The sequence below is a fragment of the Streptomyces virginiae genome, assembly GCF_000720455.1.
In the GTDB taxonomy this organism is placed as follows: Bacteria; Actinomycetota; Actinomycetes; order Streptomycetales; family Streptomycetaceae; genus Streptomyces; species Streptomyces virginiae.
The window spans coordinates 25,793-40,004 of sequence record NZ_JOAK01000034.1 but is presented as its reverse complement, the minus strand read 5'-3'; the positions used below and the strand labels follow the sequence as shown (position 1 = coordinate 40,004).

The 14,212-nt window shown below is 73.6% G+C and carries 14 protein-coding genes; 10 read left to right on the top strand and 4 right to left on the bottom strand.

The window, feature by feature from the left end; genetic code table 11:
• The first annotated feature begins 212 nt into the window (after positions 1 to 212).
• The 6 genes from IG86_RS0133190 (at position 213) to IG86_RS0133165 (ending at position 8,749) form a co-directional block, all read left to right on the top strand.
• Entirely contained in the window at positions 213 to 1,517 is a 1,305-nt protein-coding gene (locus IG86_RS0133190) for a hypothetical protein (protein ID WP_030831737.1), read from the top strand.
• Between the two features lie 35 nt (positions 1,518 to 1,552).
• Positions 1,553 to 2,179 carry a TetR/AcrR family transcriptional regulator gene (locus IG86_RS0133185; protein WP_030831740.1) on the top strand — a complete coding sequence of 209 codons (627 nt, stop codon included), beginning with the start codon at positions 1,553 to 1,555 and terminating at the stop codon, positions 2,177 to 2,179.
• A 169-nt stretch (positions 2,180 to 2,348) separates the two neighbouring features.
• Positions 2,349 to 4,547, top strand: a complete 2,199-nt coding sequence (locus tag IG86_RS0133180; protein WP_030901948.1) for a molybdopterin-dependent oxidoreductase — start codon at positions 2,349 to 2,351, stop codon at positions 4,545 to 4,547.
• Positions 4,548 to 4,620: 73 nt separating this feature from the next.
• Positions 4,621 to 6,123: a CitMHS family transporter gene (locus tag IG86_RS0133175; RefSeq protein WP_030901946.1), complete on the top strand. Its 1,503-nt coding sequence runs from the start codon at positions 4,621 to 4,623 to the stop codon at positions 6,121 to 6,123.
• 98 nt (positions 6,124 to 6,221) lie between these two features.
• On the top strand, positions 6,222 to 7,634 hold the full coding sequence (locus tag IG86_RS0133170; RefSeq protein WP_030901944.1) for an aldehyde dehydrogenase family protein: 1,413 nt from the start codon (positions 6,222 to 6,224) through the stop codon (positions 7,632 to 7,634).
• A 35-nt stretch (positions 7,635 to 7,669) separates the two neighbouring features.
• Positions 7,670 to 8,749, top strand: a complete 1,080-nt coding sequence (locus IG86_RS0133165; protein ID WP_030901943.1) for a Zn-dependent alcohol dehydrogenase — start codon at positions 7,670 to 7,672, stop codon at positions 8,747 to 8,749.
• Between the two features lie 102 nt (positions 8,750 to 8,851).
• Here the strand turns inward: IG86_RS0133165 and IG86_RS0133160 are convergent, their stop codons facing one another.
• Positions 8,852 to 9,502: a TetR/AcrR family transcriptional regulator gene (locus IG86_RS0133160; RefSeq protein ID WP_037943469.1), complete on the bottom strand. Its 651-nt coding sequence runs from the start codon at positions 9,500 to 9,502 to the stop codon at positions 8,852 to 8,854.
• Positions 9,503 to 9,561: 59 nt separating this feature from the next.
• Here IG86_RS0133160 and IG86_RS0133155 point away from each other — a divergent pair, with 59 nt between their 5' ends.
• From IG86_RS0133155 to IG86_RS0133145, 3 genes are all read left to right on the top strand, one after another.
• Complete coding sequence (locus IG86_RS0133155; protein WP_030831753.1) at positions 9,562 to 10,722, top strand: acyl-CoA dehydrogenase family protein; 1,161 nt, start codon at positions 9,562 to 9,564, stop codon at positions 10,720 to 10,722.
• Positions 10,723 to 10,807: 85 nt separating this feature from the next.
• A complete protein-coding gene (locus IG86_RS0133150) occupies positions 10,808 to 11,095 on the top strand; it encodes a YiaA/YiaB family inner membrane protein (RefSeq protein ID WP_030831758.1) in 288 nt (95 codons plus the stop codon).
• Positions 11,096 to 11,191: 96 nt separating this feature from the next.
• A complete protein-coding gene (locus IG86_RS0133145; protein WP_030831764.1) occupies positions 11,192 to 11,827 on the top strand; it encodes a TetR/AcrR family transcriptional regulator in 636 nt (211 codons plus the stop codon).
• On the opposite strand, the gene IG86_RS0133140 is transcribed toward IG86_RS0133145, so the two are convergent.
• Positions 11,818 to 12,279, bottom strand: a complete 462-nt coding sequence (locus IG86_RS0133140; RefSeq protein WP_030901938.1) for a MaoC family dehydratase — start codon at positions 12,277 to 12,279, stop codon at positions 11,818 to 11,820. The two genes, IG86_RS0133145 and IG86_RS0133140, sit on opposite strands and share 10 nt — an antisense overlap.
• A 108-nt stretch (positions 12,280 to 12,387) precedes the next feature.
• On the opposite strand from IG86_RS0133140, the gene soxR reads away from it, so the two are divergent.
• Positions 12,388 to 12,831 (top strand): redox-sensitive transcriptional activator SoxR, encoded by a 444-nt coding sequence (gene soxR, locus IG86_RS0133135; protein WP_030661486.1) that lies wholly within the window; start codon positions 12,388 to 12,390, stop codon positions 12,829 to 12,831.
• Here the strand turns inward: soxR and IG86_RS0133130 are convergent.
• Together IG86_RS0133130 and IG86_RS0133125 are read right to left on the bottom strand one after the other, a co-directional pair.
• Entirely contained in the window at positions 12,828 to 13,604 is a 777-nt protein-coding gene (locus tag IG86_RS0133130) for a 3-keto-5-aminohexanoate cleavage protein (RefSeq protein ID WP_030831778.1), read from the bottom strand. The two genes, soxR and IG86_RS0133130, sit on opposite strands and share 4 nt — an antisense overlap.
• Positions 13,601 to 14,182, bottom strand: a complete 582-nt coding sequence (locus tag IG86_RS0133125) for a hypothetical protein (RefSeq protein WP_030901934.1) — start codon at positions 14,180 to 14,182, stop codon at positions 13,601 to 13,603. Before IG86_RS0133125 ends, IG86_RS0133130 begins: the two co-directional genes overlap by 4 nt.
• Positions 14,183 to 14,212: the final 30 nt, after the last annotated feature.

Genomic DNA, 14,212 nt, shown 5'->3' with positions numbered 1-14,212 from the left:
GCCCGCCACCCCCGTCCCGACCCCGCCGAGCCCCCGGCCCCCACGCGCGAACCCTCGCCCCCACACCACCCCGGGGCCCTGCCGGGGCCCGGGCCCAGGCCCGGCGCGCTCGGCCGGTCCCTCGGCGGTGGCGTGCGGTGGCCGGCGGTCCGACGGTGAGCGCGGCCCCGCTCGGCCCGGGCGCCTCTCCGGTGACCGGCCACGGCCAGGGCGTGGTCCTTCACCCGGCCGAACCGTTCACCGTGCTCGCGCACGGAATCGGCTCCCAGCACGATCTGCCGATCTCTCCCTTCTACGCCTTCGCCGGAGCCTTCGCCGCGTTGTTCGTCTCCTTCCTCGCGCTCGGCCTGCTCTGGTCCACCTCCCGCTTCCGCGGAGAGCGCTCGGGCCTCGCCCTGCCCGCCGCCCTCCAGCGGGTGGCCGACGCGCCGGCCACCCGAACCACGCTGCGCGGGCTGGGACTCGCCGCCGCGCTCCTCGTCCTGCTCCACCTCCTCCTCGGTCCCGACGACCCCGCTCACAACCCCGCTCCCGGAGCCGTCTACGTCCTCCTCTGGGTCGGACTCGTGCCCGCCTCCCTCCTCCTCGGCCCCGTCTGGCGCCTGCTCAACCCGCTGCGCACCCTGCACCGCCTGCTCTCCCGGGCCCTGAACCGTTCCGGTACCGGCCACCACCCCCTCCCCGCCCGGCTGGGGCTGTGGCCCGCCGCCGCCGGACTCCTCGCATTCACCTGGCTCGAACTCGTCTCACCCGATCCCGCATCCACCACCACCCTCCTGATCGCGCTCGCCACCTACACCACCGCCCACCTGCTGCTCGCCGCCCGCTACGGCGAGAGCTGGTTCGCCGAAGGCGACGCCTTCGAGGCGTACTCCGCCCTCCTCGCCCGCCTCTCCCCCCTCGGCCGCCGCGACGACGGCCGCCTCGTCCTGCGCAACCCCTTCCACGGACTCGACGCGACGCCCGAGCGGCCCGGACTCGTCGCCACCGTCTGCGTCCTCCTCGGGTCCACCGCCTACGACGGCTTCTCCGACAACCCCTCCTGGATCAACACCCTTCAGACCTCCCCCCTCGGCCGCACCCCCACGGCCACACTCGGACTGCTCGGCTCCATCGCCCTCGTCGCCACCCTCTACTGCCTGTGCGCCGCGGCCACCCGCCTCGTCAGCGGCCCGCACCCCGGCCCGCTGACCGCCTTCGCGCACTCACTCGTCCCGATCGCCCTCGGCTATCTCATCGCCCACTACTTCTCCCTCCTGGTAGTCGAAGGACCACGCACGGTAAGCATGGCAGTCGGCACTGACAACGCCCCCGGACCCGCTCCACCACTGGGCCCCGGCGGCCTCGCCGCCCTCCAGGTCATCGCCGTCGTCACCGGCCACGTCCTCGGTGTGGTCGCCGCCCACGACCGCTCCGTACGCCTCTTCCCGCCCGCCAAGGCGGTGGCCGGACAGCTGCCGCTGCTCGCGCTGATGATCACCTACACGATCGGGGGCCTCAGCCTCCTGCTGAACTGAGGCCCCCGCCCGACCCGGAAGCGAGGAGCGGCATGATGGACCCCGTGCCTCCCGCCCACTCCCTGCGCCGTACGCCGATCCAGCAGCGCAGCGCCGACCGGCTCGCCCGGATCCTCGACGCCTGCGCCGAACTGCTCGACGAGACCGGGTACGAGAACCTCAGCACCCGCGCCGTCGCCCAGCGCGCCGGTGTGCCGATCGGCTCCGTCTACCGCTTCTTCGGCAACAAGCGGGCCATGGCCATCGCCCTCGCGCACCGCAACCTGGACCGTTACGCCGACGGCATCGCGGACCGCCTCGCCGGCCTCCCCGCCACCCACTGGCGGCCGGTGGTGGACGCCGTACTGGACGAGTACCTGGCGATGAAACGCGGAGTGCCCGGTTTCGCGCTCGTCGACTTCGGCGTGCCCGCGCCGCCGGCCGACGACCCCGAAGGCGACGGCGACCCCAACCACCAGGTCGCCGCCCGGCTGACCGAACTGCTCTCCGCGCACCTCGGCCTGACCCCCGACGCCACGCTGGAACGCGCGGTCCTCGTCGCGGTCGAGGCCACCGACGCGCTGATCCAACTGGCCTTCCGGACCGACCCGGCCGGAGACCCCGGCATCGTCGCCGAGACCCGCGCGATGATGCACGCGTACCTGGCCCGCGTCCTGGACTGAAGCCGCACCTCCCCACCCGTCCCCGAGCGCCCCACCTCCTGCCGGGTACCTGCCCCCGCACGCCCCGCGTGCCGCCACCGCGCACGCCCTCGCCACCGTGCCTACCGGTCGGTATGCTCGGTGGTCCCCGCATGCCCGTGCCGCCGCCTGCCGCCGCCCTGGAGGGCCCATGCCCCGCACCGCCCTGCGTATCTGCCCCCTCTGCGAAGCCACCTGCGGCCTCACCCTCACCATCGAAGGCACCACGGTCACGGGCGCCCGCGGTGACCGCGACGACGTCTTCAGTCGCGGCTTCATCTGCCCCAAGGGCGCCGCCTTCGGGCAGATCGACGCCGATCCCGACCGCCTGCGCACCCCCCTCGTCCGCCGCGACGGCCGGCTCCGGGAGGCCACCTGGGAGGAGGCCTACGACGCCATCGCCGCCGCCGTACCCGGCCTGGTCCGGGAGCACGGGCCCCAGTCCGTCGGCGTGGTCCTCGGCAATCCGAACGTGCACACCATGGCCGGCGCCCTCTACCCGCCGCTCCTCCTCAAGGCCCTCGGCACCCGCAACCTCTTCACCGCCAGCACGCTCGACCAGATGCCCAAGCACGTCTCCAGCGGCTTCCTCTTCGGCGACCCCCTGGCCATCCCGGTCCCCGACCTCGACCGGACGGACTTCCTGCTGCTCTTGGGCGCCAATCCGGTCGAGTCCAACGGCTCCCTCTGCACGGCCCCCGACTTCCCCGGCAGGCTCAAAGCCCTGCGCGCCCGCGGCGGCACCCTCGTCGTCGTCGACCCGCGCCGCACCCGCACCGCAGCCCTCGCCGACCTCCACCTCGCGCCGCGCCCCGGCAGCGACGTGCTCCTGCTCGCCGCCCTCGCGCACACCCTGCTCGCCGAGCGGCTCGCCGCCCCCGGAGGGCTGGAGGAACACGTCGAAGGACTCGGGGAACTCGGCGCCGCCCTCGGGAGTTTCACTCCTGAGGCCGTCGCACCCGCCTGCGACCTCACGGCCGACGAGATCCGCAGCCTCGCCCGCGAACTCGCCGCCGCACCCACCGCCGCCGTCTACGGGCGGATCGGCAGCTGCACCGTCGAGCACGGCACCCTCGCCAGCTGGCTCGTCGACGTACTGAACATCCTCACCGGCAACCTCGACCGGCCCGGCGGAGCCCTCTTCCCGCTCTCCGCCACCGACCGCACCCCACGGCCGGCCGGTCCCGGCAAGGGCTTCACGACCGGCCGCTGGCACAGCCGGGTCAGCGGTCACCCCGAGGCCAAGAGCGAACTGCCCATCGCGGCACTGGCCGAGGAGATCGAGACGCCGGGGGAGGGGCGGATCCGCACCCTGATCGCCATCGCCGCCAACCCCGTCCTCTCCGCACCCGACGGCGACCGCCTCGACCGGGCGCTGGCCGGCCTCGACTTCATGGTCTCGGTCGACCCGTACCTGAACGAGACCTCCCGTCATGCTCACGTCGTGCTGCCCCCGCCGCCGCCCGCGCAGAGCGCGCACTTCGACTTCGCGTTCAACGCCTTCGCCGTACGCAACCAGGCCCGCTACTCGCCGCCCGCCATCCCCCTGGAAGAGGGGCGGATGGACGAGTGCGAGATCCACGCGCGCCTGATCCTCGCCGTGTCGGGGCTGCACGGAGCCCCGCCGGAGGCCGTGGACGAGCGCGTCATCGACGACACCCTCGCCCGGGCCGTCACCGATGCGCACTCGCCGCTGCACGGCGCCGACCCGAACGCGCAGGCGCTCCGGTTGGCGGGGCGCACCGGCCCGGAGCGGCGGCTGGACCTGATGCTGCGTCTCGGACCGTACGAGCTGGGCCTGGAGGAGCTGCTGGAGGCGCCGCACGGCATCGACCTGGGCCCGCTGCGGCCCCGCCTCCCGGAGGTGCTGAGGACGTGCAGCGGCAGGATCGAGCTGCTCCCGGAACCGATCGCGGCCGAGCTCCCCGCGCTGCGCGCGACCCTCGCCGACCGCCCCGCCGCCCTGGTGCTCGTGGGCCGCCGCCACCTGCGGTCCAACAACAGCTGGTTGCACAACGTCCCGGCCCTCACCGGAGGTTCCAACCGCTGCACCCTCCACGTCCACCCGCAGGACGCGGCCCGGCTGGGTCTCACCGACGGCGGACGGGCCAGGATCGCCGCCGACGGGGGCAGTCTGGAGGTCCCGGTCGAGGTCACCGACGCCGTCCGCACAGGAGTGGTGAGCCTCCCGCACGGCTGGGGCCACGACCGCGCCGGCGTCCGCCTCGGCGTGGCGTCCGCCGCGCCCGGAGCCAACGTCAACCAGCTCCTCGACGGCACCCGGATCGACCGGCTCTCCGGCACGGCGGTGCTCAACGCCTTCCCCGTCGAGCTGACACCCCTGCCCTGAGCTGGGGTTTTGCTCGTATTGCTCACGCGTCGACGTCTTGTTGGCGAAAGGAGGCGGCACCTACCTTCCCCCCATGCTGACCTTCCTCGGCTTCGCCATGATCGCGACCTTCCTGGTCCTGATCATGATGAAGAAAATGTCGCCCATCGCGGCGCTCGTCCTCATCCCCGCACTGTTCTGCGTGTTCGCAGGAAAGGGCGCACACCTCGGCGACTACGTCATCGAAGGCGTCGGCAAGCTCGCACCGACCGCCGCCATGCTGATGTTCGCCATCGTCTACTTCGGCCTGATGATCGACGTCGGCCTCTTCGACCCGATCGTCCGGGGCATCCTGCGCTTCTGCAAGGCAGACCCGGTGCGCGTCGTGGTCGGCACGGCCGTCCTCGCCGCGATCGTCTCGCTCGACGGCGACGGGTCGACCACCTTCATGATCACGGTCTCCGCCATGTACCCGCTCTACAAGCGGCTCGGCCTCAGCCTGGTGGTCATGACGGGCGTCGCGGCCACGGCCAACGGCGTGATGAACACCCTGCCCTGGGGCGGCCCCACGGCTCGCGCCGCGACCGCCCTCAAGCTCGACGCCGCCGACATCTTCGTCCCGATGATCCCGGCCCTCGCGGTGGGTCTGCTCTTCGTGTTCGCCCTGGCGTACGTCCTCGGCCTGCGGGAACGGCGCCGCGTCGGAGTGCTGGCGCTCCCCGGCCAGAAGACGCCCGAGGACGTCGATGACGTCGAGGGGGACCTGGTCGGGGCCACCGCAGGGAGCACAGACCAGTCGGTCCCCGCCGCTTCCGCCGCTTCCGCCGCTTCCGCCGGCTCCGCGGGTTCTGCCGCGTCTGCCGCGTCTGGCACGGTCGCCGCGCCGTCGCCCGCCACGCCGTCCCTTTCCGCCTCCGCTCCCGCCGGCGGCCGCGACGACGCCCCCGAGGACGGGTTCCAGGGCCTCGACCCCCACCGGCCCACCCTGCGCCCCCGCCTCTACTGGTTCAACGCGGGCCTCACCGTCGCCCTCCTCGCCGCGATGATCATGGAGCTGCTGCCGATCCCGGTGCTGTTCCTGCTCGGCGCCGCCCTCGCCCTCACGGTCAACTTCCCGCACATGCCCGACCAGAAGGCCCGGATCGCCGCCCACGCCGACAACGTCCTGAACGTCGCCGGCATGGTCTTCGCGGCCGCCGTCTTCACCGGGGTCCTCACCGGCACCGGCATGGTCAAGCACATGGCCGACTGGCTGGTCGGCGCCATCCCCGAGGGCATGGGCCCGCACATGGCACTGGTCACCGGCCTGCTCAGCCTGCCGCTCACCTACTTCATGTCCAACGACGGCTTCTACTTCGGGGTCCTGCCCGTCCTGGCCGAGGCCGGCGCCGCCCACGGGGTCTCCCCGCTGGAGATCGCCCGCGCCTCCCTCGTCGGCCAGGCGGTGCACATGTCGAGCCCGCTGGTTCCGGCCGTCTACGTCCTCGTCGGCATGGCCAAGGTCGAGTTCGGCGACCACACCCGCTTCACCGTGAAGTGGGCGGCCCTCACCTCGCTCGTCGTCCTCGCGGCAGGGATGCTTTTCGGCATCATCTGATGTCCGGCAGCCCCTGGCCGACGAAAACTACCGCCGCTAGTTTGTAGGGTGGCTCGGAGGTCGGATCCACGCGCACGTGCGTACTCGGGAGGAATGCCATGAAGGCCCAGGACGGGATGTACATCGACGGCGCATGGCGGCCCGCCGTCGGAACCGGCCGGATCGAGGTCGTCAACCCCGCCGACGGTCAGGTCATCGCCGAGGTCCCGGCCGGCACCGAAGAGGACGTGGACGCGGCCGTACGCGCGGCCCGTGCGGCCCTGCCCGGCTGGGCGGCGACGCCGCCGGCCGAGCGGGCGGCGCTGATCGGCGCGCTCCGCGACGCACTGCAGGCCCGCAAGGGCGAGCTGACGGAGACCGTCACCGCCGAACTCGGCGCCCCCCTCGGCTTCGCCAAGGCGGTCCACGTCGGCTCGTCGCTCGCCGTGGTCTCCTCCTACGTGGAACTCGCCGCCTCCTACGCCTTCGAGGAGCGCATCGGGAACTCCACCGTCCTGATGGAGCCGGTCGGTGTGGTCGGGGCCATCACGCCCTGGAACTTCCCGCTGTACCAAGTCGTTGCGAAGGTGGCACCCGCTCTCGCCGCCGGCTGCACCCTCGTCCTCAAGCCGGCGGAGGACACCCCGCTGACCGCGCAGCTCTTCGCCGAGGCCGTGCACGAGGCGGGGATCCCGGCCGGGGTCTTCAACCTGGTGACCGGCACCGGCCCGGTCGCAGGTCAGGCCCTGGCCGCCCACGAGGGAGTCGACTTCGTCTCCTTCACCGGCTCGACCGCCGTCGGCAGGCAGGTCGGAGCCACGGCCGGCGCCGCGGTCAAGCGCGTCGCCCTCGAACTGGGCGGCAAGTCGGCGAACGTCATCCTGCCCGGCGCCGACCTGCCCAAGGCCGTCGCCGCGGGCGTCGGCCACGTCATGAACAACACCGGCCAGAGGTGCAACGCGCTCACCCGGATGCTCGTCCACCGGGACCAGTACGAGGAGGCCGTCTCGCTCGCGGTCGCCGCCGTCGCCGACCACCCCACCGGCGACCCCCGCACGGCGGGCACCCGCGTCGGCCCCGTCGTCAACGCCAAGCAGCACGAGCGCGTCCGCGGCTTCATCGCCAAGGGCGTGGAGGAGGGCGCGCGCCTGGTCGCCGGCGGGCCGGACGCGCCGTACGAGCACGGGTACTTCGTCGCCCCGACCGTGTTCGCCGACGTGACCCCCGACATGACCATCGCCCAGGAGGAGATCTTCGGCCCGGTGCTGTCGATCCTCGCCTACGAGGACGAGGAGGAGGCCCTGCGCATCGCCAACGGCACCGTCTACGGCCTGGGCGGCGCCGTCTGGGCCGCGGACGAGGAGACGGCCGCGGCCTTCGCCCGCCGCATGGACACCGGGCAGGTGGACATCAACGGCGGCCGCTACAACGTCCTCGCGCCCTTCGGCGGCCACAAGCAGTCGGGCGTCGGCCGTGAGCTGGGCCCCCACGGCCTGGCGGAGTACCTCCAGACCAAGTCCCTGCAGTTCTGAACCCGCCCCCGCACCGGAAAGTCGAGACGACGCCCATGGTCCGCGCCGCCATCCTGCCCGCCGTCGGAGCACCGCTGGAGATAAGGGAGATCGTGCTGCCCGATCCCGGCCCCGGGCAGGTCCGCGTCCGGCTCGCGGCGGCCGGCGTCTGTCACTCGGACCTCTCCCTCACCAACGGCACCATGCGGGTCCCGGTACCCGCCGTCCTCGGCCACGAGGGCGCGGGCACGGTCCTCGCCGTCGGTGAAGGCGTCACCCACGTCGCTCCCGGCGACGGCGTGGTGCTCAACTGGGCCCCGTCCTGCGGGACGTGCCACCACTGCTCCATCGGCGAGGTCTGGCTCTGCGCGACGGCGCTCGCCGGGGTCGGGAACGTCTACGCCCACGACGCGCAGGGCACGGCACTGCACCCCGGGCTGAACGTGGCCGCCTTCGCCGAGGAGACGGTCGTCGCGGCCAACTGCGTGCTGCCCGCACCCGCCGGGATCCCCCTCGCCGAGGCCGCCCTGCTCGGCTGCGCCGTCCTCACCGGCTACGGGGCCGTCCACCACAGCGCCCAGGTCCGCCCGGGCGAATCGGTGGCCGTCTTCGGAGTCGGCGGGGTCGGCCTGGCCGCGCTCCAGGCCGCCCGGATCGCGCAGGCGGGCCCGGTCGTCGCCGTCGACGTCTCGCCGGCCAAGGAGGAACTGGCCCGCGCGGCCGGGGCCACCGAGTTCGTGCTCGCGTCGGACACCACCGCCCAGCAGATCCGTGCGCTGATCGGCGGGCACGGCGCGGACGTGGCCGTCGAGTGCGTCGGCCGGGCCGACACCATCCGCGGCGCCTGGGAGTCGACCCGCCGCGGCGGCCGCACCACCGTCGTCGGCATCGGCGGCAAGGAGCAGCGGGTCACCTTCCACGCCCTGGAGATCTTCCACTTCGCCCGCACCCTCACCGGCTGCGTCTACGGCAACAGCGACCCCGCCCGCGACCTGCCGGTGATCGCCGAACACGTCCGCGCGGGCCGCCTCGACCTGGGCGCCCTCGTCACCGACCGCATCACCCTGGACGACATCCCGGCCGCGTTCGACGCCATGCTGGCGGGCAAGGGCGGCCGCTCCCTCGTCATCTTCTAGACAGACCCCCTGGACCGGGGCTCGGGCCGCAAGAACCGGTCCGGGCCCTGGTCCCCGGCCCCCGGCCCGCCACGCCCCCGGCGCCCCCGGGGCCGCGGCGGCTCAGGCGCCCCGGTCCGCGTGCGCCAGCGCCTCGTACTGCAGGGCCAGGCCGTCCAGCAGCGCCTCCAGGCCCGTCTCGAAGGCGCCCTCGTCCACCTCGCGCTGCCGCTCCGCCAACAGGTGGGCCTGGCCCAGGTGCGGGTAGTCCGCCGGGTCGTAGGCCGCCCGGTCGTCCACGAAGCCCCGGGCGAAGGAGCCCACCGCCGAGCCCAGGATGAAGTACCGCATGAGCGCGCCGATCCGGGTCGCCTGCGCCGCCGGCCAGCCGGCCTCCGTCATCGCGCCGAACACCGCGTCCGCCAGCCGGAGCCCGGCCGGGCGGCGCCCGGGGCCGCGGGCCAGCACGGGCACGATGTTGGGATGGTCCGCGAGGGCGTCCCGGTAGGAGTGCGCCCACGCGTGCAGGGCCGCCCGCCAGTCCTGACCGCCGTCGAACATCGACAAGTCGACTCGTGAGCTCACCGCGTCCGCCACCGCGTCCAGGATCTCGTCCTTGGTGCGGAAGTGGTTGTAGAGCGAGGGCCCGCTGACGCCGAGCGCGGCCGCCAGCCGCCGGGTCGACACCGCCTCCAGCCCCTCCGCGTCGACCAGCGACCCGGCCGCCTCGACGATCCGGTCCCGGCTGAGAAGGGGCTTGCGCGGTCTGGCCATGCGCCACATAGTAGGCCCTGCCCCCAATAAACTACCGGCGCTAGTTAAAGGAGGTTCCGGTGAACCTGGAGCTGAGCGAGGAACAGAGCGCCGTACGCCGGCTCGCCCGCGAGTTCGCCGAGCGCGAGATCGTCCCGTACGCCGCCGAGTGGGACCGCGCCGAGAGCGTGGACCGGGCCGTCGTGAAGAAGCTGGGCGCGCTCGGCTTCCTCGGCCTGACCGTCCCCGAGGAGTACGGGGGCTCCGGCGGCGACCACCTCGCCTACGTCCTGGTCACCGAGGAGCTCGGCCGCGCCGACTCCGCCGTGCGCGGGATCGTCTCGGTCTCCCTCGGCCTGGTCGCGAAGACGATCGCCGCCTGGGGTACCGAGGAGCACAAGCGCGCCTGGCTGCCGCGCCTGTGCTCCGGCGACGCGCTCGGCTGCTTCGGGCTGACCGAGCCCGGCACCGGCTCCGACGCCGCGAACCTCACCACCCGCGCCGTGCGCGAGGGGGACTCCTACGTCCTCCACGGGAACAAGATGTTCATCAGCAACGGCACCTGGGCCGACGTCGTGCTGCTCTTCGCCCGCACCGGCGCGGAACCGGGCGAACCGGCCCACCGCGGGATCTCCGCCTTCCTCGTCCCCGCCGACGCCCCCGGCCTGACGCGCAGCGAGGTCCACGGCAAGCTGGGCCTGCGCGGCCAGGCCACCGCCGAACTCGTCCTCGACGGCGTCCGCGTGCCCGCCTCCGCGATGCTCGGTCCGGAGGGCAAGGGCTTCTCGGTGGCCATGTCCGCGCTCGCCAAGGGCCGCATGTCGGTCGCCGCCGGCTGCGTCGGGATCGCACAGGCCGCCCTGGACGCGGCCGTCTCGTACGCCGCCCACCGCGAGCAGTTCGGCAAGCCGATCGCCCACCACCAGCTGGTCCAGGAACTCATCGCCGACATATCGGTCGACGTGGACGCGGCCCGGCTGCTGACCTGGCGCGTCGCGGACCTCATCGACCGCGGGCGGCCCTTCGCCACCGAGTCCTCCACCGCCAAGCTCTTCGCCTCCGAGGCCGCCGTGCGCGCCGCGGGCAACGCCCTCCAGGTGCACGGCGGTTACGGATACATCGACGAGTACCCGACCGGGAAGCTGCTCCGCGACGCCCGCGTGGCGACCCTGTACGAGGGGACCAGCCAGATCCAGAAGCTCCTCATCGGCCGCGCCCTCACCGGGGTTTCGGCCTTCTAGCGGGTCCGGCGCCCCCGCGGCCTGAGTACCGGTATGAGTACGCGTGCGGATGTGCTCCGCGCCACCGCGGCCCGATGCTCGACGCATGAACGAGACACCGGTCAAGCAGCAGAACACGGGGGCGTACTACGGACAGGCCGTCGCCTCCTTCGCCATCGCCCTCATCGCCGTGGCCGTCGGGATCTACCGTCTGGAGGCCGACGGCTGGGTCCGCGCCTTCCTCGGGATCGCGGTCCTCTACCTCACCACCTCCGCCTTCACCCTCGCCAAGGTGATCCGCGACCGTCAGGAGGTCACGCAGATCGTCAGCCGGGTGGATCAGGCCAGAATGGAGAAGATCATGGCCGAGTACGACCCGTTCGCGCCGAAGTAGCCCGGGTGGCCGGAGCGGCCGGCCCGGGAACGCTAAGCGCTTGCTCACCCACCCTGTAGGGTGTTCACTCCCGAACGGTGAAGAGGTGAGTGAGCGATGGACAGCGCGGAGGACACGGTCGACGGCTACCGGCCGTGGTCCGAGGTCACCCCGGACGCCGCACGGCGGCTGCTCGTCGCCGCCGTCGAAGCCTTCGCCGAGCGCGGCTACCACGCCACCACCACCCGTGACATCGCGGGCCGCGCCGGCATGAGCCCGGCCGCGCTCTACATCCACTACAAGACCAAGGAAGAGCTGCTCCACCGGATCAGCCGGATCGGGCACGACAAGGCCCTCGACATCCTCACCACCGCCGCCGACGGTTCCGGCTGCGCCGCCGAGCGCCTCGACGCCGCCGTGCGCTCCTTCGTGCGGTGGCACGCCGCGCACCACACCACCGCGCGCGTGGTCCAGTACGAACTCGACGCCCTCGCTCCGGAACACCGCTCCGAGATCGTGACGCTGCGCCGGCAGAGCGACGCCGCCGTGCGCCGCATCCTCACCGACGGGGTCGCGGCGGGGGAGTTCGACGTCCCCGACGTCCCCGGCACCACCCTCGCCGTCCTGTCGCTGTGCATCGACGTGGCCCGCTGGTTCAGCGTGGCCGGACAGCGCACGCCCGACGAGGTCGGCGCGCTCTACGCCGACCTCGTGCTCCGCATGGTGGGCGCGCGGCCGCGCCCTCAGAAGTAGTAGCGGGACACCGACTCCGCCACGCACACCGGCTTCTCGCCGCCCTCGCGTTCCACCGTCACCGTGGCCGTGACCTGTACGCCGCCACCCGCCTCGGCGACCTCCGTGATCACGGCGGTGGCGCGCAGCCGCGAACCGACCGGCACCGTCGCCGGGAAACGCACCTTGTTCGTGCCGTAGTTGAGGCCCATCCGCATCCCCTCGACCCGCATGACCTGCGGCACCAGGCTGGGCAGCAGCGACAGGGTCAGATAGCCGTGCGCGATGGTGGAACCGAAGGGTCCGGTCGCGGCGCGCTCCGGGTCCACGTGGATCCACTGGTGGTCGCCGGTGGCGTCCGCGAAGAGGTCGATCCGCTTCTGGTCCACCTCCAGCCACCCGCTCGGACCGAGCGGTTCGCCGATACCGGCGTGCAGTTCCTCGGCGGACGTGAAGACCCTCGGCTCGGCCATGCCTGTTCCTGTCTCTCGCGGACCACTCACTGACGGACGAATAAGCGCTTGCTCAGCATGCTGGGACCGTATGTGTATGTCAACGGACCTCCGGCTACCCTCGGCCGGGTGCCGCAGATTCCCGAGAAAGTCCACGAGCTCACCGTCGGCCAGCTGTCCGCCCGCAGCGGCGCCGCCGTCTCCGCGCTCCACTTCTACGAGGCCAAGGGCCTGATCAGCAGCCGCCGTACGTCCGGCAACCAGCGCCGCTACACCCGTGACGCGCTGCGCCGGGTGGCCTTCGTGCGCGCGGCCCAGCGGGTGGGCATCCCGCTCGCCAGCATCCGTGAGGCACTGGCCCAGCTTCCCGAGGAGCGCACCCCCAACCGGGAGGACTGGGCCCGTCTGTCCGAGGCCTGGCGCACCGAACTCGACGAACGGATCGGCCGGCTCGCCCGGCTGCGGGACCACCTGACGGACTGCATCGGCTGCGGCTGCCTCTCGATGGAGACCTGCGCCCTGTCCAACCCCGACGACGTCTTCGGCGAACGGCTCACCGGCTCGCGGCTCTAACGGCCCCGGCCCTCCGCCCGGGGCAGCAGTTCCCGGGCCGCCGCGACCAGTTCGGCGTTCGACCGCGCCGGCCGCCCGTCCGGCAGGTGCAGCACGTCTCCTGCGCCGGTGCGCGCGGCCGTGCCGCACCGGCCGGCCAGCCGCAGCGCCGGCCAGGAGGCCCCGTCGCGCCCGAACAGCAGCACCGCCTCCGGCGGCAGCCCGCGCAGAGCGGCCGGCAGGGCCGGCCCGGTCGCCCGTTCGTCCCCCGGCCCCGCCGCGATCTCGGCCACCACCCGGACCCCGCCGCGGCCGACGCCCGGGCCCCGCACCAGCCAGGACCGCAGACGCTCCAGCGCCTTCGGCCCGGCCGGGTCCCCGAGCGGCACCACCGCGTCCACCACGACCCCCCGCTCCAGCAGGGCCCGCGCGAGGTCGGCCGCCCCCGGCTCCGCGAAGTGCACCACCGCCCGGTCCGGCAGCACCGTCCACGCCCGGACCCGCGCCAGCCGCTCCGCCGGATCCGGTTCCGCCCCGATGCTCGCCGGCACCGCCAGCGGTACGTCCACCCCCGCGCCCCGCAGCACCTCCAGCACCGGCCCGACCACCCGGGGCGAGAGGCTCTCCCGCCCGCACGGGGTCCGGGGGTGCACCAGTACCTCGTCCGCCCCGGCGGCGACCGCCCGTACCGCCGACTCCGCAAGGTCCTGCGGGGACAGGGGCACTGCGGGCCCGTCGGCGGCACCACGCGAACCGTTCAGCGACACCACCGCCGGCCGGCCCGCTTCGCTCACGCCGCGCCCGCCGAGGGGAAGTCCGCCAGGGCCGGTCTCGGCACCACGATCCCGCAGCCCGCGCACACCGGCCCGTCCCACGCCAGCGCCCCCGCCCAGGGGCCCACCGGAGCCACCTCCGGCCAGCGCAGCTCGGGGTCCCCGCAGACCGGGCACCCCGTCCCCGGCTCCGACTCCAGCGCCCGGACCAGCCGCCGCAGCACCTCGCCCAGCGCCCCCTCCGGCCGCACCCCCGGATCCGCGCAGCGCACCACCGCGTCCCCGCTGCCGCCCCACGCCCACTCCGGGCGGCGCAGCCCGTGGTGCTTCTCCCGGCGGCGCCGTTCCGCGAACTGGCGCTCGTACTCCAGCCAGACCGTCCGCGCGTCCTCCAGCTCCTCCAGCGCGGCGACCAGCCGCAGCGGGTCGGCCCCCCGGTCCTCGGGGGCGATCCCGTGCCGGTCGCACAGGTGCCACCAGGTGGCCCGGTGCCCGTAGGGCGCGAATCGCTCCAGGCAGCGGCGCAGCGAGTGGCGCCGCAGGGCCCGGTCATTGCGTGCATCGCGCACCTGATAGGCCAGACTCCGGAATCCCGCCATCACACCATCACCTCCGCCGATGTGCCCAAC